Source organism: Microbacterium sp. NPDC008134 (genome assembly GCF_042957055.1).
Classification (GTDB): domain Bacteria; phylum Actinomycetota; class Actinomycetes; order Actinomycetales; family Microbacteriaceae; genus Microbacterium.
The window spans coordinates 740,207-762,246 of the sequence record NZ_JBIBHO010000001.1; the positions used below are offsets into that span (position 1 = coordinate 740,207).

The following is a 22,040-nucleotide window of genomic DNA, read 5'->3' on the forward strand; positions in this document are numbered from 1 at the left end:
AACTGTGTACAGCAGAAACAACTGTGTATGACAGTAACACACTGTTTAGCTAATAAACAGAAGTAGGATGATCGACATGACGGATGCCGATCTCCCCGAGCTCCCCCGTGGAATCGCTCTCGCCTGGGGCGTCGCGGCGAGTCCGCAACGCGGGCCCAAGCGCGAGATGAGCGTGGAGCGCATCGTCGACGCGGCGGTCGAGCTCGCGGATGCCGAGGGGATCGGTGCGGTGTCGATGGCGGCGGTGGCCGCGAAGCTCGGGTTCACCCCGATGTCGCTCTACCGCTACGTGAGCGCCAAGGACGATCTGCTGCTGCTCATGCAGGAGCAGGCGACCGGGCTGCCGTCGGAGGCGCACCTCGAGGCCGACGGCTGGCGCGCCCGCCTCCTCGCCCTGTACCAGGAGCAGATCCTCCTCTATCTGCGGCATCCGTGGATGCTGTCTCTCCCGATCACCGGATCACCGGTGACGCCGAACAGCTCGGCCTGGTTGGACGCGGCGCTCTCGGCGCTGGACGGGACGCCACTCACGGAGGAGGAGCGGATCGCGGTCGCGCTCTCCGTCACGGGGAGCGCGCGCTGGTGCGGCATCGTGCAGGCGGGCTACACCGAGCAGGTGCGCGTGACCGGACTGTCGCCGGAGGAGGTCGCGCTCCGGGAGTCCGCGCTGTTCGACCGCGTGATCACCGCCGAGGAGTTCCCGGCGCTGCGCCGCGCGGTCGACGCGGGGGTCTTCCTGTCGGAGGCGGACCCGTTCCGTTTCGGTCTCGAACGCGTGCTCGACGGGGTCGAGGGGTACATCGCCGGTCTCGATAGAGGTGCGCCCCATGTCTCGACGGCGGACTGGACGGGGCTCGACCCGGCGGAACTCGCGGGCGATCGAAAGCTGAAGGACGCGCAGAAGGCCGTGCGCGAGGCCGAGAAGGCGCTGCGGGTCGCGCGCAAGCTCGAGCGGCAAGCGCGCAAGGATGCCGCGGAGCGGCTCGCGCGGGGGCGTTCGGGCTCCTGACGCAGCGAGTCCCACTGTTCACACCGGCCCCAAGGGTTTACATGCGTCACTGACAACCCATAGAGTGTGCTCATTCGAGAAAGGGGTATGTGGGATGCCCGAAGTTCCTGACGTCCGGTTCCTCACAGTTGCTGAGGTGGCCGAGATCATGCGTGTGTCGAAGATGACCGTCTATCGGCTCGTGCACTCCGGCGACCTGCCGGCCATCCGTTTCGGACGCAGCTATCGCGTGCCGGAGTCCGCCGTGGCGGACGCCCTCCAGCGCCCGATCGCCGACGTCGGCTGACCCTCGGAAGTCCTACGACGTCGGTGTGACGGCGCAGGCCCGCTGGTTTGCTAGACTGATCCGAGGCATTTTTCCGTGCCCGTACCCGGGCGTCCGATCATCGCGACGCCCAACCCCCTGACTTAGTGAGGTTTCCGTGGGTTCTGTCATCAAGAAGCGCCGCAAGCGCATGGCGAAGAAGAAGCACCGCAAGCTGCTTCGCAAGACTCGCCACCAGCGCCGCAACAAGAAGTAAGCGGCCAAGACACGAGCGCCCCCGACAGCTCCTCGGAGCATGTCGAATGGGGGCGCTTTGTGTCTCTGCCGCTCGTCCGAGCAGCTCGAAGGAAGCCATGAAGTCGATCACCGTCACCGAACTCGCCGACCGCACGGGCACGCCGCTCATCGACGTGCGCGAGAAGGACGAGTTCGCGGCGGGCCACGTGCCCGGCGCCGTCAACATCCCGATGTCCGAGATCGGCAACCGGCTCGAAGAGCTGCCGGCCGAGTCGTTCGACGTGATCTGCCAGGCCGGCGGCCGCTCGGCCCGCGTCGTCGAGGCGCTCGAAGCGCGCGGCTACGACGCCACCAACGTCGAGGGCGGAACGGGCGAGTGGATCGCGCAGGGACGCGCGGTCGAGGTGCCGTCGGCGTGACCACGCTGACACTCATCGGCAAGCCGGACTGCCACCTCTGCGACGTCGCTTCCGAGGTCATCGACGCCGTCGTCGCCGAGTTCCCGGATGCCGCGGCCGAGCGCATCGAGATCGTCGAGGCCTCGATCGCCGAAGATCCCGCCCTGTACGAACTCTGGTGGGAGAAGATCCCCGTCGTCCTCATCGACGGCGAACTGCACGCGCACTGGCGGCTGTCGCCGGATCGACTGCGCACCGCCCTCGAGGAGGCCCTGAAGTGACCATCCGCCATGTCGTGTCCTGGAAGCTCGCCGCGGAGGACGCCGATGAGCGCGCCGCTCAGGCCGCCGAGGTCGCCCGTCGTCTCAACGCTCTCGACGGCGTCGTACCCCAGCTGCTGTCGATCTCGGCCGGCGCGAACGTCGTGCTGCCGGAGTCGAACTGGGACGTCGTGCTCGTGGCGGACTTCGCCTCGGTCGAGTCGCTCGACGAGTACCAGGTGCATCCGGCACATGTCGAGGCATCCGGATACATCCGCTCGGTCGTGAGCGCACGCGTCGCGGTCGACTTCGAGCTCTGAGCCGCGCACGGCCGAAACGCACCGAAACAAAACCGTAATCCTCGATCGGGCACTCTTAGTAGGGCATCCACCCGGCACGTGCCAGGATGTTCACCTATCGGCCCACCGTCGGTGGGCCCTACCCTGCCATCGACTCTCAGGAGCTGTTATGCACCGTCGCACTACCTTCGCCGGCCTCGCACTCGTGGCTGCCGCAACCCTCGCGCTCGCAGGCTGCGCCGGCGGAACCGACTCCGAATCCAGCGAACCCGCCGCTGGCGACGAGTACGGACTGGTCACGGCCGGCACGCTCACCGTGTGCTCCGACATCCCATACGCTCCGTTCGAGTTCGAGGGCGGCGACAACGGAACCGGCTACACCGGCTTCGACATCGACCTGCTCGACGCGATCGCCGACAAGCTCGGCCTCGAGCTCTCGGTGCAGGACGTGGGCTTCGACGCCCTGCAGTCGGGCACGACGCTCGCCGCCGGCACCTGCGACATCGGCGCCTCGGCGATGACCATCACCGACGAGCGCAAGGCGAACATCGACTTCTCCGACCCCTACTACGACTCGCTGCAGTCGCTCCTCGTGCGCACCGACTCGGGCATCACGGGCATCGACGACCTCGCCGGCAAGAACGTGGGCGTCCAGCAGGGCACCACGGGCGAGACCTACGCGACCGAGAACGCCACGGGTGCCGAACTCGTGCAGTACCCCTCGGACGGCGAGCTGTGGCCGGCCATGCAGTCGGGCCTCATCGACGCGATCCTGCAGGACCAGCCGGTGAACCTCGAGCACGAGAAGGCCGACAGCGCCTATGAGATCGTCGAGACGTACAACACCGACGAGTCGTACGGCTTCGCCTTCGCCAAGGGCGAGAAGGACGCACTGCTGGCGGCCGTCAACGACGCTCTCCAGGAGCTGCGCGACGGTGGCGAGTACCAGACGATCTACGACACGTACTTCACGGCCAACTGAGCCGTGCGTCGTAGGAGTCGTCTCGGAGGTCCTTCACAATGGCGTTGAAGCGAACTACCAAGAGCAAGCTGTACCGCTACATCGTCTACGCGGTCCTGATCGCCATCGTCGTCTGGGCGGCGGTCGGGACCAACTGGGCGAAGATCGGTCCGCTGTTCTTCAACCCGGAGATCGCGGCGAAGATGTTCCCCGGGATCATCACCACCGCACTCGTCAACACGCTGTGGTTCACAGCCGTCGCCTTCATCCTCGGACTGGTGCTCGGCGTGATTCTGGCGCTGTTGAAGATGTCGTCGATCCTGCCGTTCCGGTGGATCGCCACGGCGTGGATCGAACTGTTCCGGGGGCTCCCCGCGATCCTGACGATCTTCGCCGTGGCCTTCATCCTGCCGATCGCGTCGGGGGTGCCGGGCAAGGATCTCGGTGGCCCCGTCGTGCTCGGCCTGATCGGTCTCATCCTCGTCGCCTCGGCGTACATGGCGGAGACGATCCGCGCCGGCATCCAGGCGGTTCCGAAGGGGCAGACCGAGGCCGCGCGCTCGCTCGGCATGTCTCCCATGAAGACCACCTTCTGGATCGTCGTGCCGCAGGGGTTCCGCATCATCATCCCGCCCCTCACGAACGAGTTCGTGCTGCTCCTGAAGGACACCTCGCTGCTGTTCATCGCGGGGACATTCATCTGGTCGAAGGAGCTCACCAACTTCGCCCGTGACGCGGCGACGCAGAACTCCAACGCGACACCGCTGATCATGGCGGCGATCCTGTACCTGATCGTGACGATCCCCCTCACGCGCTTCAGCGCGTGGCTCGAGCGAAGGATGGCGAGGCAGCGATGATCACGGAACTGATTGATGTCCACGCCCCGGCGATCGACATCCAGGGGCTCGTCAAGACCTTCGGCGACAACGAGGTGCTCAAGGGCATCGACCTCACCGTCACCAAGGGCGAGGTCGTCTGCGTGATCGGTCCCTCCGGCTCGGGGAAGTCGACGCTGCTGCGTTCGGTCAACCTGCTCGAGGAGCCGACCGGCGGCAAGGTGCTGATCGAGGGGATCGACATCACCGACCCCGAGACCGACATCGACCGCGTGCGCACCCGCATCGGCATGGTCTTCCAGAGCTTCAACCTGTTCCCGCACCTCGACGTGCTCGGCAATCTCACGATCGCCCAGCAGCGCGTCAAGAAGCGGGGCAAGGCGGAGTCCGAGAAGATCGCGCACGAGATGCTCGCCCGTGTCGGCCTGGCCGAGAAGGCGAAGGCGTTTCCGGGCCACCTGTCGGGAGGACAGCAGCAGCGCGTCGCGATCGCGCGTGCGCTGTGCATGAACCCCGACATGATGCTGTTCGACGAGCCGACGTCGGCGCTCGACCCCGAGCTGGTCGGCGAGGTGCTGCAGGTCATGCGCTCGCTCGCCGACGAGGGGATGACGATGCTCGTGGTCACCCACGAGATGGGCTTCGCCCGGGAGGTCGGCTCGCGCCTGATCTTCATGGACGGCGGCCACATCGTCGAGGAGGGCGACCCGCGCGAGGTCATCGGCAACCCGCAGCACCAGCGCACGAAGGACTTCCTCTCGCGCGTGCTGTGAACTGCAGACACACGACGAGGCCCCCGGAGCGCAGCGCTCCGGGGGCCTCGTCGTCGTCAGGAGAAGGATCAGACCTCGACGACCTCGGCGTCGGGAGCGTGGGTGCGTACCGACTCGATCCCGTTCTGTGCGGCGGACTTCGAGGAGTAGCCTTCGCTGATCGATAGGGCGAGATGTCAGGCGCGCGGGTTCACGGCCACGGGCTCGGGGGCGATCGCGATGCGCACCCGGTCGCCGAAGGCCGGATAGCTTCCGGGAGCGTGCTGCACCCGGACGATGTCTCCCGACTCCGTGCGCACGAGCGTCCGGCGCATGCTGCCGAGGAAGGTGCTCTCCTCGACGATCGCGTCGGTCGCCGCATCCGCTTCCGAGGCGAAGAACACGTTCTCCGGACGCAGGTACACGTCGACGGGACCGTCCGCCGGCGTCTGGAGCGGCAGTCGCTGCCCCCACACGACGACGTGGTCGCCTTCGGCGACACCGGCGACGATGCTCGAGAGACCCACGAACGCGGCCACACCGACGGTCGCCGGTGTCGTGTAGAGCTCCTCCGGCGAGCCGATCTGCTCGATGCGGCCCGAGTTCATCACGGCGATCCGGTCGGAGACGGCGAGCGCCTCCTCCTGGTCGTGCGTGACGAACACGGTCGTGATGCCCAGGCGCAGCTGGATGCGGCGGATCTCGTCGCGCAACTGCACGCGCACCTTGGCGTCGAGCGCCGAGAGCGGCTCGTCGAGAAGAAGCACCTTGGGCTCGGTGACCAGAGCGCGCGCCAGCGCGACGCGCTGCTGCTGACCGCCCGACAACTGGTGCGGGTAGCGGTCGGCGAAGTCGGCGAGCCCCACGAGGGCGAGGGCGTCCTTCGCGCGCTTGGCGGACTCGGATGCCGACACCCCGCGGCGGCGCAGTCCGAACGCCGTGTTCTCGGCGACGCGCAGGTGCGGGAACAGCGAGTACGACTGAAAGACCATGCCGATGTCACGCTTGTTGGTCGGAACGCGCGAGACGTCCTGACCGCCGAGCAGCACGGCGCCCTCGTCGGAGCCCTCGAGGCCCGCGAGCACGCGCAGGAGTGTGGTCTTGCCGCATCCCGACGGGCCCAGCAGCGAGACGAACTCTCCGGGGGCGATGTCGAGGTCGACGCCGTGCAGCACGCGGTTGCCCGCGTAGCTCTTCACGATGCTCTGCAGCTGCACCCGGGTGCCTTCGCCCGCCTCGGCGAGCAGCAGATTGTCCTGAGTGCGGGGGAGTGCGTGGTCGATGGTCATGAGTGGGCCTTTCCGTTGCCGCGCGCGACGCGACCGATGAGGAGGAGAAGCAGGAACACGAGCGCGAGTGCCAGCAGCGTGAAGATCGCCGGCGCGTACGGATCCTGCTTCTGCACGACGACCATGGCCGTCTGGAACACCTGCCGGTTCAGCAGAGAGGCGATGGTGAACTCGCCGAGCACCACCGCGATCGAGATGAGTGATGCGGCCAGCAGGCCCTGGCGGAGATTGGGCGCCAGCACCTTGAGCACGACCGTCGGCCAGCTCGCGCCGAGCGACCGCGCGGCCTCGGAGAGCGTGCGCAGGTCGGCGGCATCGATCGACGCCTGGATCGAGCGGTAGGCGAACGGCAGCACCGTGATGCCGTACGCGAACGCGAGCGTCCACGTGCCGGTGCCCACCGAGCGTCCGATCTGCAGGTAGATCGGGGCGAGACCGACCACGAGCACGATCGCGGGGATCGAGATCGGCAGCAGCACCGCGAACTCGAAGATCGGCTTGAGCTTGCCGAAGCGCAGGTTCACCAGGATCATCGTCGGCGTGAGCAGGAACAGCACGATCGCGACCGTGACGACGGCGAGGATCAGCGAGTTTCCGAGACCGGTCCAGATCGGCTTGATCGCCGCGGATGCCGCGGGGTCGAACAGTGCGATCCAGTGGTCGAACGACAGGCCGCTCTCGGTGTCGCGCAGCGTGTAGAGGAAGGTCGACACGAGGGGGACGGCGAAGAACAGGCCGACGAGGATGCCGATGACCCAGCGGGTCGCGAGGGAGGGGGCGAGACGGTTCACGACTGCCACCTCGCAGCCCGACGCTGGATCAGCGAGTAGAGGGCCATCACGATGCCGACCACGATGATCATGCCGAGCGCGAGTGCACCCGCGAGATTCTCGCGGCCGAGCACGGTCTCGCTCGTGAGCGCGGTGCGGATCTGCAGCGGCACGATCTGCGAGCCCTGGCTGGCGAGGGCCGCGGCCGTGGCGTACGACGAGAACGAGTTCGCGAAGAGCAGCAGCAGACTGGCGAGGAACGACGGCGCCAGAACCGGCAGGCCGATGCGCAGCCAGAAGCTCGTGCGCGTGCCGCCGAGGGTGAGGTTCGCCTCGGCCCACTGCGGCTTGAGCGCGGCGAGGGCGGGCATGAAGGTGATGACCATGAGCGGGATCTGGAAGTAGATGTACGGCAGGATCAGGCCCGGCAGCTCGTAGAGCCACGTGCCGTTCTCGTAGATGTTGAATCCGAACGTGTCCTTCAGGAACACGGTCAGGACGCCCTGGATGCCGATCGTCGCGATGAAGGCGAACGCCAGCATCACGCCGCCGAACTGAGCCAGCACACCGGCTGCGGCATCCACCGATGAGCGGATCGCGCCATCGGGATTCATGCCGAGCAGGGCGTAGCAGACGAGCGCGCCGACAACGGCGCCGACGACGGCGGTCAGGAGCGAGATCCAGGCGGAATTGGCGAACGTGTTCAGCACGACGGGGTCGCCGAGTGCCGCCACGTTCGTCCAGGTGAAGGCGCCGTCCTTCGTGAAGAATCCCGAGCCGATCGCGAGGATCGTCGGAACCGCCAGGAACAGCACGATGTAGGCCGCGAAGGGAACGAGTCCCAGCCAGGCCCAGGAAGGCGCGGACCGCCGGGCCCGCGCGGAGTGCGCGGGCCCGGCGGTGGTGGCGGGGGCGGATGCCGGAGCATCCGCCCCCGTGTGGACGAGAGTCGTCACTGGACCGCCGCTGCCCACTTCTCACCGAGCAGGGTGCCGGCGTTCTCGGACTGCTCCTCGGTGGGGACGACCGTCTCCTCGGGAACCTCGGGCAGGGCCGCGGCGAGGTCGGCGTCGATCGTGCCGGCCTCGGTCATGGCCTCCATGCGCACGGGGCGAGCGCCGCCGCCGAGCCACAGGTTCTGCACCTCGTCGCTGTAGAGGAACTCCTGCCACAGACGCGCCGCAGCCGGGTGCGGGGCGTCGACGTTGACCGCCTGGTTGTAGTAGCCCGCGTAGCCGGTGCCGTCGAAGACCACGACCTCCCAGTTGGGGTTGTCGGCCTTGTGCGAGGCGTTCAGGTAGTCCCAGTCGAAGACGACGGGAGTCTCGCCGCTCGCGACGGTCGCGGTGGTCACGTCGACCTTGAGCAGGTTGCCGGCCTTCTGCAGCTCCGAGAAGAAGTCGATGCCGGGCTGGAAGTCGTCGAGCGTGCCTTCGGACTGGACGGTCGCGAGACCGACCGCGGCGAACGCGGCGCCTGCCTGGGTCGGGTCGCCGTTGATCGCGACGGCACCCTTGTAGTCGGCCGAGAGCAGATCGGCGAGCTCGGCGGGAGCGTCGAACTTCGACGAGTCGTAGCCGACCGACATGTACCCGCCGTAGTCGCCGACGAAAAGACCGGTCGGCTCCTTGAGCTCGTCGGGGATCTCGTCCCACGTCTGCACCTTGTAGGGGGCGAAGTAGTCGGTGTTCTGGAGCGCGACCGTGAGGCCGATGTCGAACACGTCCGGAGCGGTGTCGAGGCCCTTGTTGGTCTCGGCAGCCTGGATCTCCTCGGCGCTGGACACGTCGGGGGAGGCCTCGTTGATCGTGATCTCTGGGTACTTCTCGGCGAAGAGGTCGAGGATCTCGCCGTAGTTCGCCCAGTCGCGGGGCAGCGCGATGACGTTGAGCTGGCCCTCCGCCTTCGCGGCGGCCTCAAGGTCGGCGAACGTGCCGAAGTCGGCGACGGACGTCGCGGTCGCGGCGTCGGTCGAGCCCTCGCCGCCGTCGGTCGCGTCGGCGGTGCCGGAGCAGGCGGTGAGTGCCAGGGCGGCGGTGGTGACCAGTGCGATACCGGCGCCGATGCGCGCGCGGCGGGTGAAGCGTGCCATGAGTGTCCTCTCGGGTGTCCGGCGGAGCGCCGGTTCGGGTTGCGAGAGGAAACTATGGGCCGTGAGTTACCGGTCGGAGCGGCGTGGGTGAACGAACGGTGACCGGGTGGTGGCGGAGTGGGGCGAACCCCGCCGTGGCGCGGATCTCAGGCGGTCTCGACGGCGTATTTGAAACCGAGATGTGACCCGATATACCCCAGGCGCTCGTAGAAGCGATGCGCGTCGGTGCGCGCGGCATCCGATGTCAGCTGCACCATCGCGGCGCCGACCGCGGGAGCGGCCTCCTCGCCGACCCAGCGCATCACGGCCGAACCGACGCCCGACGATCGCAGGTCGCTCCGCACGCGCACGGCCTCGACCAGGAGGCGCCGGGCGCCCCGACGCGCCATGCCCGGGATCGACGTGAGCTGCAGCGTGCCGACGATCGCGCCGTCGAGCTCGACGACGAGCAGGTCGTTCGAGGGCTCGGCGAGGATCTCGAGGAGCGCCTGGGCGTACGCGGGCCGATCGTCTGCCGAAGCGACATCGCCGCGCGCCGCGCTGATCGGGTCGTCCGCGAGCAGCGCGATCACGGCGTCCGTGTCATCGGCCGTCGCGCGTCGCAGCACGGCGCTCCCGAGACGCGATGCGAACGGGTACGGCAGGGGGAGGGCATCGATCATGGTTCCAGTCTGCCAGCGTGATCTTCGGGACCCCGGAACTCTGGAATCATGGCCGAGTGGATATCGGCGCCGTGCTCGGACTCGAGCAGCTCACCTGGGGGATGCTGCTGCTCGTCGTCATCGCCGCATTCGCCGCGGGCTGGATCGATGCCGTCGTCGGCGGCGGAGGATTGCTGCAGCTCCCCGCGCTGCTGCTCATCCCCGGCATCGCGCCGATCCAAGCGCTCGCGACCAACAAGCTCGCCTCGGTCTTCGGCACCGCCACCAGCAGCGTCACCTACTACCGGCGGGCGAAACCCGACATCCGCACCGCGATCCCGATGGCCGTGATCGCGCTCGCCGGATCGTTCGGTGGGGCGGCGGTCGCCACCCTCCTGCCCGCGGCGGCGTTCAAGCCGATCATCGTCGTGGCGCTGCTCGCGGTCGCCCTGTTTACCGCGTTCCGACCGCAGATGGGCGCCGCGACCATGCTGCGCTTCCACGGGCACAAGCACCACATCATGGCGGGAGCGGCCGGTCTCGTGATCGGCTTCTACGACGGCATGATCGGTCCGGGAACCGGCACGTTCCTCGTGATCGCCCTCGTCGCGCTGCTGGGCTACGACTTCCTGCAGGCGAGCGCCAAGGCGAAGATCGTGAATCTCGCCACCAACCTCGGGGCGCTGTTGCTCTTCATCCCGCACGGGTCGGTGCTCTGGGTGCTCGGCGGCATCCTCGCGGTCGCCAACGTCGCCGGCAGTTACCTGGGGTCGCGCATGGCGATCTCGCGCGGCACGAAGTTCATCCGCGTCGTCTTCCTCATCGTGGTGATCGCCCTGATCGCCAAGCTCGGCGTCGACGTGTGGAACGAGAACCTCGCCCCGGCCCTCGGTCTCGCGTCGTAGCATCCCGGGCCGGTGGGCGACGGCATCCTTTTGCAGGGAGCGATGACGGATGCGGGGAGGATTCGACGGCTTCTCCCTGCAGGTGTGCTTTCTCCCTGCAGATGAGCCGTGCAGCGCGGCACGCGCGCACGGAGCGCGCACGTCTGCACGGCGATACGGGCGGATGCTCCGTGCAGGTGTGACTTCTCCGTGCGGGTGTGCGGGGCGGGGCCCTTCGACGGGCTCAGGGACTCAGTGGCGCGACAGGCGCAGCGTCCGAAACTGGGTTGCTGAGCCTGTCGAAGCACCCCGCCAACGCGACAGGCCCAGCACCCCAACCGGGTTGCTGAGCCTGTCGAAGTGGGGACGAGGGTCAGGCCTCGTCGTCCTCCGGCTCGAAGTCGACGCCGGCCTCGGCGCGCTGCTCGGCCGAGATCGGTGCGGGCGCGGCCGTGAGCGGGTCGTAGCCGTTGCCCGACTTCGGGAACGCGATGACCTCGCGGATCGACTCGGTCTTCGTGAGGTGCTGCATGACGCGGTCCATGCCCAGGGCGATGCCGCCGTGGGGCGGGGCGCCGAACTTGAACGCGTCGAGCAGGAAGCCGAACTGCTCCTCGGCGAGCTCGTCGCTGATGCCCATCACGTCGAAGACGCGCTTCTGGATGTCCTCGCGGTGGATACGGATCGATCCGCCGCCGAGCTCCGAGCCGTTGCACACGATGTCGTACGCGTAGGCGAGCGCCGACCCGGGGTCGGTGTCGAACGTCGCCTCGAACTCGGGCTTGGGGCCGGTGAACGCGTGGTGCACGGCGGTCCAGGCTCCGGCGCCGACGGCGACGTCGCCCGAGGCCACGGCATCCGCCGCCGGCTCGAACATCGGGGCGTCGACGACCCAGGTGAAGGCGAACTCGTCGGGGTTCAGGTATCCCAGACGACGACCGATCTCGACGCGCGCAGCGCCGAGGAGGGCACGGCTCTCCTTCGTGGATCCCGCGGCGAAGAACACGCAGTCCCCGGTCTCGGCGCCGACGAGCTCGGCGAGACCCGCCTGCTCGGCCTCGGAGAGGTTCTTGGCGACGGGGCCGCCGAGGGTTCCGTCCTCGTTGAAGAGCACGTAGGCGAGTCCGCGGGCGCCGCGCTGTTTCGCCCAGTCCTGCCAGGCGTCGAGCTGCTTGCGGGGCTGGCTCGCGCCGCCGGGCATGCGCACCGCACCGACGTATTCGTTCTGGAAGACGCGGAACGTGGTGTCGGAGAAGTACTCGGTCGCCTCGACGAGCTCGAGACCGAAACGCAGGTCGGGCTTGTCGGAACCGTACTTGGCCATCGCGTCGGCGTAGGTCAGGCGCGGAAGCGGGGTCTGCACCTCGACGCCGATCGTCTTCCACATCGCGACGACGAGCGTCTCCATGAGGCGGATGACGTCTTCCTGGTCGACGAAGCTCATCTCGATGTCGAGCTGCGTGAACTCGGGCTGGCGGTCGGCGCGGAAGTCCTCGTCGCGGTAGCAGCGCGCGATCTGGAAGTACTTCTCGACACCGCCCACCATGAGCAGCTGCTTGAACAGCTGCGGCGACTGCGGCAGGGCGTACCAGCTGCCCGGGCTCAGGCGTGCGGGAACGAGGAAGTCGCGGGCGCCCTCGGGCGTCGAGCGCGTGAGGGTCGGGGTCTCGACCTCGGTGAAGTCCTCGCCGTGCAGCACGTCGCGGATCGCCTTGTAGACGTCGGAGCGCAGACGCATGGCGGATGCCGGGGCCGGGCGGCGCAGGTCGAGATAGCGGTACTTGAGGCGCGCCTCTTCTCCGACCGTCTCGCTGTCGGCGAGCGCCGTCGAGACCTGGAAGGGGAGGGGAGCGGACTCGTTGAGCACCTCGACGTCGGTCGCGATGAGCTCGATCTCGCCGGTGGGCAGGTTCGGGTTCGCGTTGCCCTCGGGGCGACGCGACACCTCACCCGTGACCTTGAGCACGAACTCGTTGCGCAGCGGGTGGGCGATCTCCTCATCGCGGATGACGACCTGGGCGATGCCCGATGCATCGCGAAGATCGATGAACGCGACTCCTCCGTGGTCACGACGGCGATCGACCCACCCCGCGAGGGTGACGGTCTGACCGATGTGCTCGGCTCGCAGTGAGCCTGCCGAGTGGGTGCGAAGCACGGAGGATTCCTTCTATTCTGTGAACGGGCGAATCCGCCCATTCTACGGGGGTGCGCGAGGCACCTCCGACGGGACCGCGGTCATCAGTAGGGTGGCAGGGAAAAGGAAGGTGCTCCCATGAACCTCGCTCTCGTCCCCGCCGCCGATGTACCGGTCGTCCCCGATTTCGTCTCCGCGTTCTTCTCCGGCACGACGAGCGTCATCGGGATCATCTTCTACGTGCTGCTCGCAATCGCCTGGTGGAAGGTGTTCACGAAGGCCGGATACCCCGGAATCCTCTCGCTCATCCCCATCGTGAACGCGATCATCCTGCTGCGCATCGCCGGAATGTCGGGCTGGTGGGTGCTGCTCTACCTCGTACCGATCGCCAACGTGATCCTCGCGATCATCGTCGCGGTCAAGGTCGGCGATCGCTTCGGCAAGGGCGGTGTGTTCTCGTTCTTCCTGCTGTTCCTGATCCCGTTCATCGGGTACTTCATCCTCGGGTTCGGGGACTCCCGCTACCGCAAGGCCTGACGTGCCGGCATCCCGTCTGCACCTCGTCCGTCACGGCGAGGTACACAATCCCGGTCGCGTGCTCTACGGCAGGCTGCCCGACTTCCACCTCAGCGACGACGGGCAGCGCATGGCGCTCGCCGCGGCCGAGCATGTCGCGGGTCTCGGTCGCGACGTCGAGGCTCTGCGGTGCTCGCCGCTGGAACGTACGCAGGAGTCGGCGGCACCGTTCGCCGAGCGCTTCCATCTCGACCCGGTGCTCGACGAGCGCGTGATCGAGCCGACCAACGTGTTCGAGGGAACGCAGATGCGCCGTTCCCTGATGAACCCGCTCAACTGGTGGCACCTGCGCCAGCCCTCGGTGCCCAGCTGGGGCGAGCCCTACGTGTCGGTGGCCGAGCGCATGCGCTCCGCGATGGACGACCTCTGGCACTCCACCGAGGCGGGCGATGCGGTGATCGTGTCGCACCAGGCGCCGATCTGGATCACGCACCTCTCGGTCGCGGGGCTGCCGCTGCGGCACGATCCCCGCACCCGCCGATGCGCGCTGTCGAGCGTCACCTCGTTCGAGCGCGTCGGCGACGTCTGGCGCGAGGTCGACTACGTCGAACCTGCGGCGACGGGCGGCGCGGTCGACGTCGGCGCGGTCTGACTCCGGTTCGAATCGCTCACTTTGCTGAAAACGGCCGCTGAAAACAGCTAAGTGAGCGATTCGAAAGCGGGGTCAGACGTTCTCGGCCATCAGAGACTGGATGTGGCCGACGGCGGCCATCTGACCGGCAGCGACCGCCAGGGCGACCGCGGCCATCGGGCCGGGGAGGGAGGCTCGGTGCGCGATGTCGCCGGCGGCCGAGATTCCGGCCACCGACGTGCGACCGAAGTCGTCGATCTCGATCGCGCCCGAGGGCAGCATCGTGAGTCCCAGCTGCTCGGCGAACGGGGCGCGCTGGCGCGAGACGACCGAGGCGACGAAGATGCCGGCGACGGATGCTTCGCCCTCCGCCGTGGTCACCGTCACGGTGTCGCCGTGCCGGGCCACCGACGTGGGAGCCGCCGGTGCCACCATCGCACCGAGCGCCTCGAGGCTCGCGCGATCCTCGTCGGAGAATGACCCCGCGGCGGGGAAGACCGTGATCGATGACACGATCCGGCCGAGCAGGCCGATGAGGTGGGCTGCGCGGGCGGCTTCACCGATCACCGCGATCGGCTTGTCGGCGTGCTCGTGCCCGTCGCAGAACGGGCAGCTGAACGCGCCGACGCCCCAGAGGTCCTGCAGCCCGGGGATCGCGGGCAGCTCGTCGGCCATGCCGGTCGCGAGAACAATGCGCCGAGCTTCGACCGTGCCGCCGGCGAGGGTGACGGTGAACGCCCCCTGCTCCCCGTCGATCCGCTCGACGGGAGCGTCGCGCACTTCGACGTCCGCGTATTCGGCGAGCTGCGCGCGGGCGGTCGCACGGAACTCGGCGGGCGGGGTGCCGTCGTTCGCGGCGACGTTGTGCATGTGCAGCACCGTGCCGTTGCGGTACTCGCCCGAGTCGAGGAGCAGCGCCGAGCGATGCATCCGTCCCAGCGTCAGCGCCGCCTGAAGCCCTGCGGGGCCTGCGCCGATCACGATCACGTCGTACATGAGGGGTCCTTCCGACCGGTGGTTCTTGCGTTCCCGCTCAGTCTGTGACTTCATGTTGACATGAAGTCAAATGCCCAGCACCCGTGGTCCGTCGGCGATGTCGCGGCGCGCGTCGACCTGCCGACCAACGTGCTGCGCCACTGGGAATCGGTCGGCCTGCTGACCCCCGCGCGCGACGACGCCGGTCGCCGTCGATACGTAGAGGATGACGTCGTGCGCATCGCCGTGATCCAGCGCAGCAAGGCGGCGGGCATGACGCTCGACCAGATCGCCGTGCTGCTCGACGACAGCAGCTGGGGGCGGCATCAGGTGCTGCAGTCGCACATCGACGACATCGACCGGCGCATGGAGGAGATGCGTCGCTCGCGCGAGATGACCGAGCACGCCCTGCGCTGCCGCTCGCATGACATCGCCACGTGCCCGCGATTCCGGGCGGGCGTCGACGACGTGCTCTCGCGATTCTGAGCACTGCGTCGATAAGGCGGCGGATGTCATCCGTGCCGTCCGAACCGGTGGTGCGTGGAGCGAGCACAATCGATCTCCGGCTATCCTGTCATTACCAATGATGGGAGAGTGATGGACCAGTCCTTCATAGAAAATGAGCTGCTTCGTGTCCGAGGGCAACGCGACGACCTGGAGGTTCTGCAGTTCGCCCACGACCAAGCTCTCGCCGTCGGTCAAGAGGCTCTTCGTATCGCCGAAGCACAGGATCTTCCCGTCGTCATCGACGTGCGACGAGGTCATCATGTCGTCTTCCACGCGGCTCGCGCGGGGACCACTGCCGAGCACGATGACTGGGTGCGGCGAAAGGTGAACACCGCCGTCCGTCATGAGATTCCGAGCTACGAGTTCCTCCTGCGTCAGCGCCAGTCGGGTCGTGTTCCGGACTGGCTCGACCCCACGGAATTCGCCGTCGCCGGCGGCGCAGTGCCCGTTCTCATGTCCGGAAACGTCGTCGGCACGGTCACCGTGTCCGGGATCGTCACCTCGCCAGAAGGCGACCACGATCTTGCCATGGCTGCGCTGATCAGCGTGCTCGCACCCGCCCCGAAGCCCTAAGGTTTCTGTCATGTCCGACGTGCCCGCGACCATCGACCGTCGCTCACCCGTTCCCTTCTACTCGCAGTTGAAGGCGCTGATGCTCGCCGATATCGCGGCTCGAGGGCTTGAAGCCGGCGACCGCATCCCCACCGAGCGTGAGCTCTGCGACACGTACGACGTCTCGCGGACGGTAGTCCGGCAGACCCTTCTGGAGCTGGAGCACGAGGGGGTCATCAGCCGTGAGAAAGGGCGGGGGACGTTCCTCGCCGACCGTCGAACCTCCGCCGGGTTCGGTGGCGCGCTCGTCGGCACGTTCGAGGACATTCAGAGCGAAGAGGGCCATCAGCACTCGCGTGTCGCGCGGCGGGGGATCGTTCCCGCATCGCAGCGGATCGCGGACGACCTGGGCGTTGCCGAGGGGACCGAGGTCGTCGAAATAGAGCGTATTCGCGAAGTGGACGGAGTGCCGTGGGCTTTCACGCGTACTCACCTCCCGCTCGACATCGGCCGCCCCCTGCTCGATGTGCCTCTGGAAGACGTGTCGCTCTTCGGTATCCTCGAGCGGCAGTTCGGCGTCACCTTCGACCGTGCGCGTCGATCCTTCGTTGCGGAGCAGGCCTCGCAGCAGGTCGCGGAGGCGCTCGATGTCGATCCGGGAGCGCCGATCCTCGTGATGCGCAGCGTCTCGTTCGATGAGTCAGGGCGTGCCGTGGAGCGCTTCGCCGGCTTCCACCGCGGGGACCTGAGCCGCCTCGATGTCGAAGTGCAACACTCTCGGAGTTGACATCCTGTAATTACCAATTGCATCATTGTCTTGTCAGCCCCTACCCGAGGGGCGGTTTCGAGCAATGGAGCAGAACATGGCAATCAAGGCGCGCACAGGGGTACTCCTCGGCGCCGCGGGTGTCGCCGTCGCCGCAATCGCAGCGACCGTGATCGTGAACGTGGTGCAGAACTCGGGCGACGACGAGAACGTCGTCACCTGGTGGGTTCCGGACTGGGACTACGACGCAGCCGTCGCGCTCGTCGACCAATACGAGGCGGACAACTCCGGCGTCACCGTCGACATCATCCAGACGACGGGTGACACGGTTGCCAACCGCACGGCAGTGGCTCTCGACTCCGGCAATGTCCCCGACGTGATCACCGAGTCCATCTCGCGTGTACGCACGTACGCGGACAAGGACCAGCTCGCCGACCTCAGCGATCTGTTCGGAGCGGATGCCCCGAAGGACGACTTCGCGCCCGGCCTCGTCGACGCGCTCACCTTCGATGGCAAGACCTATGCCATGCCGTACCGCTGGGCGACGAACGCGCTGATCTACAACCCGGAGCTTTTCGAAGCGGCCGGCATCGACACCCCGCCCGCGACCTGGGACGAGTTCATCGACGACGCCAAGGCCCTCACCTCCGGCGATGTCGTCGGCACCGCCTGGCCGATGCAGGGGGAGCCCAGTGACCTGACGCTTCGCTTCCTCGAGTTCGCCGTCTCCGACGGCGCCGATGTGGTCGACGGAGCGCCCGAGCTCGATGAGGCATCCACCCAGGCCGCAGTCGAGATGATCGGTGGATCCATCGTCGACGGCTGGGCGAGCCCGAGCTCGTTCGAGCTCGACAACACCGCGATCCGCGAACTGTTCCTCCAGGGTCGTGTCGCGATGTACCCCGGCGGTGTCTTCGATGTCGCCGAGGCGCAGGCGCAGGGCGCGCCTATCGCCACCGCTGTCCTGCCCGGCCCTGATGGTCCCGGCACCGCCCTCGGTGTCGGCTGGGCGCACCTCGTGCCCGCGGAGAGCACTCACCTCGACGCCGCAAAAGACTTCGTCGCGTTCCTCGCCGAGCCCGAGAGCATGGCTGCGCTGACCCTGACGTTCCCGGCGCGCATCAGCGCGTCGGACGACGAGAAGTTCCAGACCCCGGAGCGGGTCGCGTACGCCGAGCAGCTCGCCGAGTACTCCGTGCCGGCACCGAACGATCCCCGTTGGACCGGGTCGGTGCAGGCCGTGCACGACCAGATCCAGGAGGTCGCTCTCGGGCGCAAGACCGCGGAGCAGGCGGCCACGGACATCCAGCAGATCGTCGACCAGGCCTTCGCCGGCTGACGCGCCGCACGCAACACAGTTAGTAGAGAAGATGTCGACGCAGAGCATCACCACGGGGGCGACCGGCACGCGACGCCGGTCCGGTCGCCCCGTGGCCCTCATGCTCCCCGCGCTCGTGCTGACCGTCGTTCTGATGGTGGTGCCGATTGGCACCACCATCGTGCGGGTCATCACGGACGGAGGAGAGGGCCTTGTCCGTCTGTTCGCCGCCCCCAACATCTGGCCGGTGATGTGGAACACCCTCGTCTGGACCCTCGTGTCCGTCGTGGGCGCTGTCATCATCGGGTACCTCGGTGCCCTTGTGCTGCAGTCGAAGCATTTGCGCCTGGTCGGGCTGTGGCGCGGGCTGGTGATGATTCCTTGGATCATCCCAGGCGTCGTCGCGGCGACCGTCTGGCGCTGGACGCTCTCCACCGACTACGGCATCCTCAACCAGACCCTCCTCGACATCGGTCTCATCGATTCCCCGATCCGGTGGCTTTCGAACCCCGATATCGTCCTGATCGCCGTCGCCCTCATCCAGATCTGGGTGACCGCGCCGTTCGTCATGCTCATGGTCTCGGCTGCCTTGACCGGAATCCCCGAAGAGCGATACGAGGCGGCCCGTCTCGACGGCGCAGGCAACGCCACGATCCTGTGGCACATCATCCTTCCCGCTATCCGCACCACCACCGGTATCTGCGTGCTGACCCTTGCGATCTGGGCGCTCAATTCGTTCACCATCATCTACGTCACGACCAGCGGGGGACCGGCGGGAGCATCCACGATCTTGCCGATTCTGCTGTACCAGGCGTTCCAGAACGGTGACCAGACGCTCGTCTATGCCGTCGCGTTCGTCCAGCTCGTGATCGGCGCCGTGTTCGCCGTGCTGTTCGCGCGAACGATGCGCACCGATATCGAGGAGCAGTCATGAAGAACCGTTCTCTCGCCCGTTCGTTCGCCGTCATCGGCGTCTGGTTCGTCCTCGCCCTGATCCTCGTCTGGTCTCTCGCGCCCGTCGTCGTCATGGTGTTCACCTCGTTCAAGCCTCGCGACGAGATCTTCCAGGTGCCGACGAGGCTTCTGCCCGACGCGTGGACCTGGGACAACTTCGTCACCGTGTTCACGGCATCCAACATGCCTGGCGCGCTGCTGAACTCGATCATCGTCGGATTGCTCGTGGCCATCGCGACATTGATCTTCTGCTTCAGCGCCGGGTACGCCCTCGCGCGGTTCAAGTTCCGCAGTGCCCGCCCGCTCGCGCTGTTCATCCTGCTCGGCCAGGTCGTGCCGCTGACGGTGGTGCTCTTGCCGCTGTACCAGATCGTGTCGTCGATGAAGCTGCTCGACACCACCATCGGCCTCGCGTGCGCGCACCTCGCCATCACCGTGCCGCTCGTGACGTGGATGGTGCGCAATCAGATCGCTGCCATCCCGGTCGACCTCGAAGAGGCCGCACAGATCGACGGCGGCAGCCGCTTCGACGCAGTGACCTACATCACCCTGCCCATCTGCGCGCCGGGTCTCGTCGCCGCCGGCATGTTCGCGTTCCTGCAGTCGTGGCACGAGTTCCTGTTCGCCTCCGTCATGACGAGCTCTACTGCGGCGCGAACGGCGCCCGTGGCGCTCACCGAGTTCGCGAACGAGTTCAGTGTCGACTGGGGCGCCACCATGGCGGCATCCGTCGTGCTCACCGTTCCGCTGGTCATCGCCTTCATCGCCCTGCAGCGCTACTTCGTCGGCGGGCTCACCGGAGGGGCGGTAAAGGGATGAAGATCACCGATGTCCGCTGCGCCCGCATCGGTCGCAGCCCCATCATCCGCGTGCTCACCGATGAAGGTATCGACGGGTTCGCCGAGATCGAGTTCTCCAAGCCGCGCGCGGTCGCCGGATCCCTCGACATGTACCGTGCCCTGCTGCTCGGGCAGGACCCGACCGAGGTGGAGCGGTGCATGATGCGTATCCGCCGCTACGGGGCATCCAAGCCCTGGGGCGCCGTGGTCAGCGCCATCGAGATCGCGCTGTGGGACATCGCCGGGCGTGCACTCGACGTGCCCATCCACCGTCTCCTCGGCGGCAAGGTGCGCGACCGCATCCGTGTCTACAACGGCGGTATCCGCACCACCCTGGGCAACCACACCCCAGAGGACTACGCCGCGTCCATGCAGTTCATGGTCGACTCCCCGGAGGGGTTCTCGATCTTCAAAGAGGGCGTCGGCCTGCACGGCTTCATGGCGCCGAACACACCCGATTTCCTCTATGGAGAACTCCGTGAGGGGCCCCTGCACCCGAACCGCGGGTCCCTCACCCCTCGGGGCATCGGACACATCGTCGACTGCGTTGCGGCGATGAAGGACGTCATCGGACCGCACCGACGTCTCGCGCTCGACATGGGGCCGGGGTTCACGGTGCCCGATGCCATCACGCTGTTGCGTGCTCTCGAGCCGTTCGACATAGCGTGGGCGGAAGACCTGCTCACCGGCGACTTCGTGCCGTGGAACGACGTCGCCGGCTACCGCGAGGTGACGACCGCGACGACGGTGCCGACCCACACGGGCGAGCAGTTGTACCTGCGGCAGAATTTCCGCGAGCTCATCGAGCAGCGCGCCGTCCGTGTGATCGGCCCCGATCCCGGAGACGTCGGCGGACTCGCGGAGTTCAAGTGGATCGCCGAGTACGCAGACCTGCACGGCGTGCAGGTCGCCCCGCACGGAGTGAGCAGCGGGCTCCTCGGCCTCGCGGCGCTCATCCAGCTCTCCGCCACCCTGCCCGACAACCTCATCGCCTTCGAGTACCCGGTGTCAGCGGACGCCTGGTGGTACGACATCCTCGACGGCTTCGACGACACCATCGTCGTCGATGGCCATGTGCGCGTCGGCGACCGCCCCGGACTCGGGGTGGACTTCGACCGCGAGGCCGCGGCGGCGCACCTCGAGCCGGGCGCCGAGGACTTCTTCGACTGGAACATCAAGGAGCACTGACCCATGGAATGGAACCTGCGCGCCCTCGGAGGCACAGGACTGCAGATCACCCCGCTCACCGTCGGCGGAGCCCCGCTCGGCTCGATGCCGAAGAACTTCGGCTACGACGTCGCCGAGGAGCAGGGCATCGCGACTGCGCTGGCCGCGCTCACCGGCCCGATCCGCTCAATCGACACGTCCTGCGCGTACAGCGATGGAGAGTCGGAGCGGCGCATCGGTAAGGCCATCGCGCAGATCGGCGGAGTGCCCGACGACTTCGTGTTGGCGACCAAGGTCACGCGAGACCTCACGACCGGTGATTTCTCGGGTGCGCAGATGCGTCGCGCCATCGAGGGCAGCCTCGAACGCCTCGGCGTCGACCGTGTCCCGCTGCTCTACCTTCACGATCCGGAGAACACCACCTTCGCCGAAGCGACTGCACCCGGTGGAGCGGTCGAGGTTGTGCGGGCGCTCAAGGACGAGGGCATCGCGGGCGCCATCGGCGTCGCGGGCGGCGACACCACGATCATCACCGAGTATGTCGAGACCGGATTCTTCGACGTCCTGCTCACGCACAACCGGTTCACACTCGTCAACCGACGTGCGGAGCGGATGATCGACGCCGCCGTCGAGCGCGGGATGGGCGTCGTCAACGCCGCTGTGCTCGGAGGCGGCATCCTCGCCACGGGCACAGGCTCGTCCTCGAGGTACGGGTACCGCGAAGCGCCGGAGGAACTGCTGATCGCCATCCGTCGCATCGAACAGCTGTGCGCTGAAGCGGACGTCCCGCTTGCCGCTGCCGCTACGCAGTTCTCGACGCGCGACCCGAGGATCGCCACCACCATCGTCGGCGTCTCCCGCCCGGAGCGGATCGAGGAAAGCGTTGCGGCGGTGACCTGCGCCATCCCTGACGAGCTCTTCGTCGAGATCGACAGCGTCGTTGCCGCCCTGCCCGCGGACCTCGCCGGTCCCCGTTGAGAAGGAGTCA

At 67.5% G+C, this 22,040-nt stretch carries 28 protein-coding genes; 20 read left to right on the top strand and 8 right to left on the bottom strand.

Translation table 11 applies throughout. From position 1 onward, the window contains the following. Positions 1–76 precede the first annotated feature (76 nt). The 9 genes from ACFY9N_RS03405 to ACFY9N_RS03445 all read left to right on the top strand — a co-directional run bounded on the left by ACFY9N_RS03405 (position 77) and on the right by ACFY9N_RS03445 (position 5,038). Positions 77–1,009 carry a TetR/AcrR family transcriptional regulator gene (locus tag ACFY9N_RS03405; RefSeq protein WP_391476860.1) on the top strand — a complete coding sequence of 311 codons (933 nt, stop codon included), beginning with the start codon at positions 77–79 and terminating at the stop codon, positions 1,007–1,009. Between the two features lie 94 nt (positions 1,010–1,103). Continuing rightward, positions 1,104–1,295 (top strand): helix-turn-helix domain-containing protein, encoded by a 192-nt coding sequence (locus ACFY9N_RS03410; protein WP_391476861.1) that lies wholly within the window; start codon positions 1,104–1,106, stop codon positions 1,293–1,295. A gap of 136 nt (positions 1,296–1,431) precedes the next feature. Then, positions 1,432–1,530 (top strand): 30S ribosomal protein bS22, encoded by a 99-nt coding sequence (locus tag ACFY9N_RS03415; RefSeq protein WP_003792170.1) that lies wholly within the window; start codon positions 1,432–1,434, stop codon positions 1,528–1,530. A gap of 97 nt (positions 1,531–1,627) precedes the next feature. Beyond that, a complete protein-coding gene (locus ACFY9N_RS03420; protein WP_247623262.1) occupies positions 1,628–1,930 on the top strand; it encodes a rhodanese-like domain-containing protein in 303 nt (100 codons plus the stop codon). Then, the gene (locus ACFY9N_RS03425) at positions 1,927–2,190 is read left to right on the top strand and encodes a glutaredoxin family protein (RefSeq protein WP_391476862.1); all 264 of its coding nucleotides are present in this window, start codon (positions 1,927–1,929) and stop codon (positions 2,188–2,190) included. Before ACFY9N_RS03420 ends, ACFY9N_RS03425 begins: the two co-directional genes overlap by 4 nt. Then, a complete protein-coding gene (locus ACFY9N_RS03430) occupies positions 2,187–2,489 on the top strand; it encodes a Dabb family protein (protein WP_391476863.1) in 303 nt (100 codons plus the stop codon). The genes ACFY9N_RS03425 and ACFY9N_RS03430 overlap by 4 nt, the downstream gene beginning before the upstream one ends. A 148-nt stretch (positions 2,490–2,637) precedes the next feature. Beyond that, positions 2,638–3,450: a basic amino acid ABC transporter substrate-binding protein gene (locus ACFY9N_RS03435; RefSeq protein ID WP_391476864.1), complete on the top strand. Its 813-nt coding sequence runs from the start codon at positions 2,638–2,640 to the stop codon at positions 3,448–3,450. Between the two features lie 38 nt (positions 3,451–3,488). Further along, on the top strand, positions 3,489–4,286 hold the full coding sequence (locus ACFY9N_RS03440; protein WP_391476865.1) for an amino acid ABC transporter permease: 798 nt from the start codon (positions 3,489–3,491) through the stop codon (positions 4,284–4,286). Next, positions 4,283–5,038 carry an amino acid ABC transporter ATP-binding protein gene (locus ACFY9N_RS03445; RefSeq protein WP_391476866.1) on the top strand — a complete coding sequence of 252 codons (756 nt, stop codon included), beginning with the start codon at positions 4,283–4,285 and terminating at the stop codon, positions 5,036–5,038. Before ACFY9N_RS03440 ends, ACFY9N_RS03445 begins: the two co-directional genes overlap by 4 nt. 68 nt (positions 5,039–5,106) lie before the next feature. On the opposite strand, the gene ACFY9N_RS03450 is transcribed toward ACFY9N_RS03445, so the two are convergent. The 6 genes from ACFY9N_RS03450 to ACFY9N_RS03475 form a co-directional block, all read right to left on the bottom strand. Continuing rightward, positions 5,107–5,199, bottom strand: a complete 93-nt coding sequence (locus ACFY9N_RS03450) for a YegP family protein (RefSeq protein WP_391478443.1) — start codon at positions 5,197–5,199, stop codon at positions 5,107–5,109. A gap of 15 nt (positions 5,200–5,214) precedes the next feature. Then, the gene (locus tag ACFY9N_RS03455; RefSeq protein WP_391476867.1) at positions 5,215–6,306 is read right to left on the bottom strand and encodes an ABC transporter ATP-binding protein; all 1,092 of its coding nucleotides are present in this window, start codon (positions 6,304–6,306) and stop codon (positions 5,215–5,217) included. Then, positions 6,303–7,097, bottom strand: coding sequence for an ABC transporter permease (locus ACFY9N_RS03460; protein ID WP_391476868.1), 795 nt, complete (start codon positions 7,095–7,097; stop codon positions 6,303–6,305). Before ACFY9N_RS03460 ends, ACFY9N_RS03455 begins: the two co-directional genes overlap by 4 nt. Further along, on the bottom strand, positions 7,094–8,032 hold the full coding sequence (locus ACFY9N_RS03465; RefSeq protein WP_391476869.1) for an ABC transporter permease: 939 nt from the start codon (positions 8,030–8,032) through the stop codon (positions 7,094–7,096). Before ACFY9N_RS03465 ends, ACFY9N_RS03460 begins: the two co-directional genes overlap by 4 nt. Next, a complete protein-coding gene (locus tag ACFY9N_RS03470; protein ID WP_391476870.1) occupies positions 8,029–9,168 on the bottom strand; it encodes an ABC transporter substrate-binding protein in 1,140 nt (379 codons plus the stop codon). Before ACFY9N_RS03470 ends, ACFY9N_RS03465 begins: the two co-directional genes overlap by 4 nt. A gap of 146 nt (positions 9,169–9,314) precedes the next feature. Beyond that, on the bottom strand, positions 9,315–9,830 hold the full coding sequence (locus ACFY9N_RS03475; RefSeq protein WP_391476871.1) for a GNAT family N-acetyltransferase: 516 nt from the start codon (positions 9,828–9,830) through the stop codon (positions 9,315–9,317). 101 nt (positions 9,831–9,931) lie between these two features. Here ACFY9N_RS03475 and ACFY9N_RS03480 point away from each other — a divergent pair, with 101 nt between their 5' ends. Then, positions 9,932–10,714 carry a sulfite exporter TauE/SafE family protein gene (locus ACFY9N_RS03480; RefSeq protein ID WP_391478444.1) on the top strand — a complete coding sequence of 261 codons (783 nt, stop codon included), beginning with the start codon at positions 9,932–9,934 and terminating at the stop codon, positions 10,712–10,714. 352 nt (positions 10,715–11,066) lie between these two features. On the opposite strand, the gene aspS is transcribed toward ACFY9N_RS03480, so the two are convergent. After that, positions 11,067–12,848: an aspartate--tRNA ligase gene (gene aspS / locus ACFY9N_RS03485; protein WP_391476872.1), complete on the bottom strand. Its 1,782-nt coding sequence runs from the start codon at positions 12,846–12,848 to the stop codon at positions 11,067–11,069. A gap of 117 nt (positions 12,849–12,965) precedes the next feature. On the opposite strand from aspS, the gene ACFY9N_RS03490 reads away from it, so the two are divergent. Both ACFY9N_RS03490 and ACFY9N_RS03495 read left to right on the top strand, forming a co-directional pair. Then, entirely contained in the window at positions 12,966–13,364 is a 399-nt protein-coding gene (locus ACFY9N_RS03490; RefSeq protein ID WP_391476873.1) for a DUF5684 domain-containing protein, read from the top strand. A 1-nt stretch (position 13,365) separates the two neighbouring features. Further along, positions 13,366–13,995, top strand: coding sequence for a histidine phosphatase family protein (locus tag ACFY9N_RS03495; protein ID WP_391476874.1), 630 nt, complete (start codon positions 13,366–13,368; stop codon positions 13,993–13,995). 72 nt (positions 13,996–14,067) lie between these two features. Here the strand turns inward: ACFY9N_RS03495 and ACFY9N_RS03500 are convergent, their stop codons facing one another. Then, positions 14,068–15,024, bottom strand: a complete 957-nt coding sequence (locus ACFY9N_RS03500; protein WP_391476875.1) for an NAD(P)/FAD-dependent oxidoreductase — start codon at positions 15,022–15,024, stop codon at positions 14,068–14,070. Between the two features lie 6 nt (positions 15,025–15,030). Here ACFY9N_RS03500 and ACFY9N_RS03505 point away from each other — a divergent pair, with 6 nt between their 5' ends. The 8 genes from ACFY9N_RS03505 (at position 15,031) to ACFY9N_RS03540 (ending at position 22,030) form a co-directional block, all read left to right on the top strand. Further along, positions 15,031–15,435 (top strand): MerR family transcriptional regulator, encoded by a 405-nt coding sequence (locus ACFY9N_RS03505; RefSeq protein ID WP_391476876.1) that lies wholly within the window; start codon positions 15,031–15,033, stop codon positions 15,433–15,435. A gap of 54 nt (positions 15,436–15,489) precedes the next feature. Next, positions 15,490–16,029, top strand: coding sequence for a heme-binding protein (locus ACFY9N_RS03510; RefSeq protein WP_391476877.1), 540 nt, complete (start codon positions 15,490–15,492; stop codon positions 16,027–16,029). 10 nt (positions 16,030–16,039) lie between these two features. Then, positions 16,040–16,795: a GntR family transcriptional regulator gene (locus ACFY9N_RS03515; RefSeq protein ID WP_391476878.1), complete on the top strand. Its 756-nt coding sequence runs from the start codon at positions 16,040–16,042 to the stop codon at positions 16,793–16,795. 76 nt (positions 16,796–16,871) lie between these two features. Beyond that, entirely contained in the window at positions 16,872–18,113 is a 1,242-nt protein-coding gene (locus ACFY9N_RS03520; RefSeq protein WP_391476879.1) for an ABC transporter substrate-binding protein, read from the top strand. A 31-nt stretch (positions 18,114–18,144) separates the two neighbouring features. Then, complete coding sequence (locus ACFY9N_RS03525) at positions 18,145–19,026, top strand: carbohydrate ABC transporter permease (RefSeq protein ID WP_391476880.1); 882 nt, start codon at positions 18,145–18,147, stop codon at positions 19,024–19,026. After that, on the top strand, positions 19,023–19,865 hold the full coding sequence (locus ACFY9N_RS03530) for a carbohydrate ABC transporter permease (RefSeq protein ID WP_391476881.1): 843 nt from the start codon (positions 19,023–19,025) through the stop codon (positions 19,863–19,865). Before ACFY9N_RS03525 ends, ACFY9N_RS03530 begins: the two co-directional genes overlap by 4 nt. After that, positions 19,862–21,073: a mandelate racemase/muconate lactonizing enzyme family protein gene (locus ACFY9N_RS03535; protein WP_391476882.1), complete on the top strand. Its 1,212-nt coding sequence runs from the start codon at positions 19,862–19,864 to the stop codon at positions 21,071–21,073. The genes ACFY9N_RS03530 and ACFY9N_RS03535 overlap by 4 nt, the downstream gene beginning before the upstream one ends. A 3-nt stretch (positions 21,074–21,076) precedes the next feature. Next, positions 21,077–22,030 carry an aldo/keto reductase gene (locus ACFY9N_RS03540; RefSeq protein ID WP_391476883.1) on the top strand — a complete coding sequence of 318 codons (954 nt, stop codon included), beginning with the start codon at positions 21,077–21,079 and terminating at the stop codon, positions 22,028–22,030. Positions 22,031–22,040 lie beyond the last annotated feature (10 nt).

What these genes read in the sequence shown, in the direction of transcription:
- ACFY9N_RS03505 (WP_391476876.1), top strand. Translation starts at nt 15,031, where the DNA reads ATGAAGTCAAATGCCCAGCACCCGTGGTCCGTCGGCGATGTCGCGGCG.
- ACFY9N_RS03490 (WP_391476873.1), top strand. Translation starts at nt 12,966, where the DNA reads ATGAACCTCGCTCTCGTCCCCGCCGCCGATGTACCGGTCGTCCCCGAT.
- ACFY9N_RS03480 (WP_391478444.1), top strand. Translation starts at nt 9,932, where the DNA reads ATGCTGCTGCTCGTCGTCATCGCCGCATTCGCCGCGGGCTGGATCGAT.
- ACFY9N_RS03475 (WP_391476871.1), bottom strand. Translation starts at nt 9,830, where the DNA reads ATGATCGATGCCCTCCCCCTGCCGTACCCGTTCGCATCGCGTCTCGGG.
- ACFY9N_RS03445 (WP_391476866.1), top strand. Translation starts at nt 4,283, where the DNA reads ATGATCACGGAACTGATTGATGTCCACGCCCCGGCGATCGACATCCAG.
- ACFY9N_RS03440 (WP_391476865.1), top strand. Translation starts at nt 3,489, where the DNA reads ATGGCGTTGAAGCGAACTACCAAGAGCAAGCTGTACCGCTACATCGTC.
- ACFY9N_RS03530 (WP_391476881.1), top strand. Translation starts at nt 19,023, where the DNA reads ATGAAGAACCGTTCTCTCGCCCGTTCGTTCGCCGTCATCGGCGTCTGG.
- ACFY9N_RS03535 (WP_391476882.1), top strand. Translation starts at nt 19,862, where the DNA reads ATGAAGATCACCGATGTCCGCTGCGCCCGCATCGGTCGCAGCCCCATC.
- ACFY9N_RS03435 (WP_391476864.1), top strand. Translation starts at nt 2,638, where the DNA reads ATGCACCGTCGCACTACCTTCGCCGGCCTCGCACTCGTGGCTGCCGCA.
- ACFY9N_RS03405 (WP_391476860.1), top strand. Translation starts at nt 77, where the DNA reads ATGACGGATGCCGATCTCCCCGAGCTCCCCCGTGGAATCGCTCTCGCC.
- ACFY9N_RS03515 (WP_391476878.1), top strand. Translation starts at nt 16,040, where the DNA reads ATGTCCGACGTGCCCGCGACCATCGACCGTCGCTCACCCGTTCCCTTC.
- ACFY9N_RS03540 (WP_391476883.1), top strand. Translation starts at nt 21,077, where the DNA reads ATGGAATGGAACCTGCGCGCCCTCGGAGGCACAGGACTGCAGATCACC.
- ACFY9N_RS03470 (WP_391476870.1), bottom strand. Translation starts at nt 9,168, where the DNA reads ATGGCACGCTTCACCCGCCGCGCGCGCATCGGCGCCGGTATCGCACTG.
- ACFY9N_RS03455 (WP_391476867.1), bottom strand. Translation starts at nt 6,306, where the DNA reads ATGACCATCGACCACGCACTCCCCCGCACTCAGGACAATCTGCTGCTC.
- ACFY9N_RS03520 (WP_391476879.1), top strand. Translation starts at nt 16,872, where the DNA reads ATGGCAATCAAGGCGCGCACAGGGGTACTCCTCGGCGCCGCGGGTGTC.
- ACFY9N_RS03410 (WP_391476861.1), top strand. Translation starts at nt 1,104, where the DNA reads ATGCCCGAAGTTCCTGACGTCCGGTTCCTCACAGTTGCTGAGGTGGCC.
- ACFY9N_RS03500 (WP_391476875.1), bottom strand. Translation starts at nt 15,024, where the DNA reads ATGAAGTCACAGACTGAGCGGGAACGCAAGAACCACCGGTCGGAAGGA.
- ACFY9N_RS03420 (WP_247623262.1), top strand. Translation starts at nt 1,628, where the DNA reads ATGAAGTCGATCACCGTCACCGAACTCGCCGACCGCACGGGCACGCCG.
- ACFY9N_RS03525 (WP_391476880.1), top strand. Translation starts at nt 18,145, where the DNA reads ATGTCGACGCAGAGCATCACCACGGGGGCGACCGGCACGCGACGCCGG.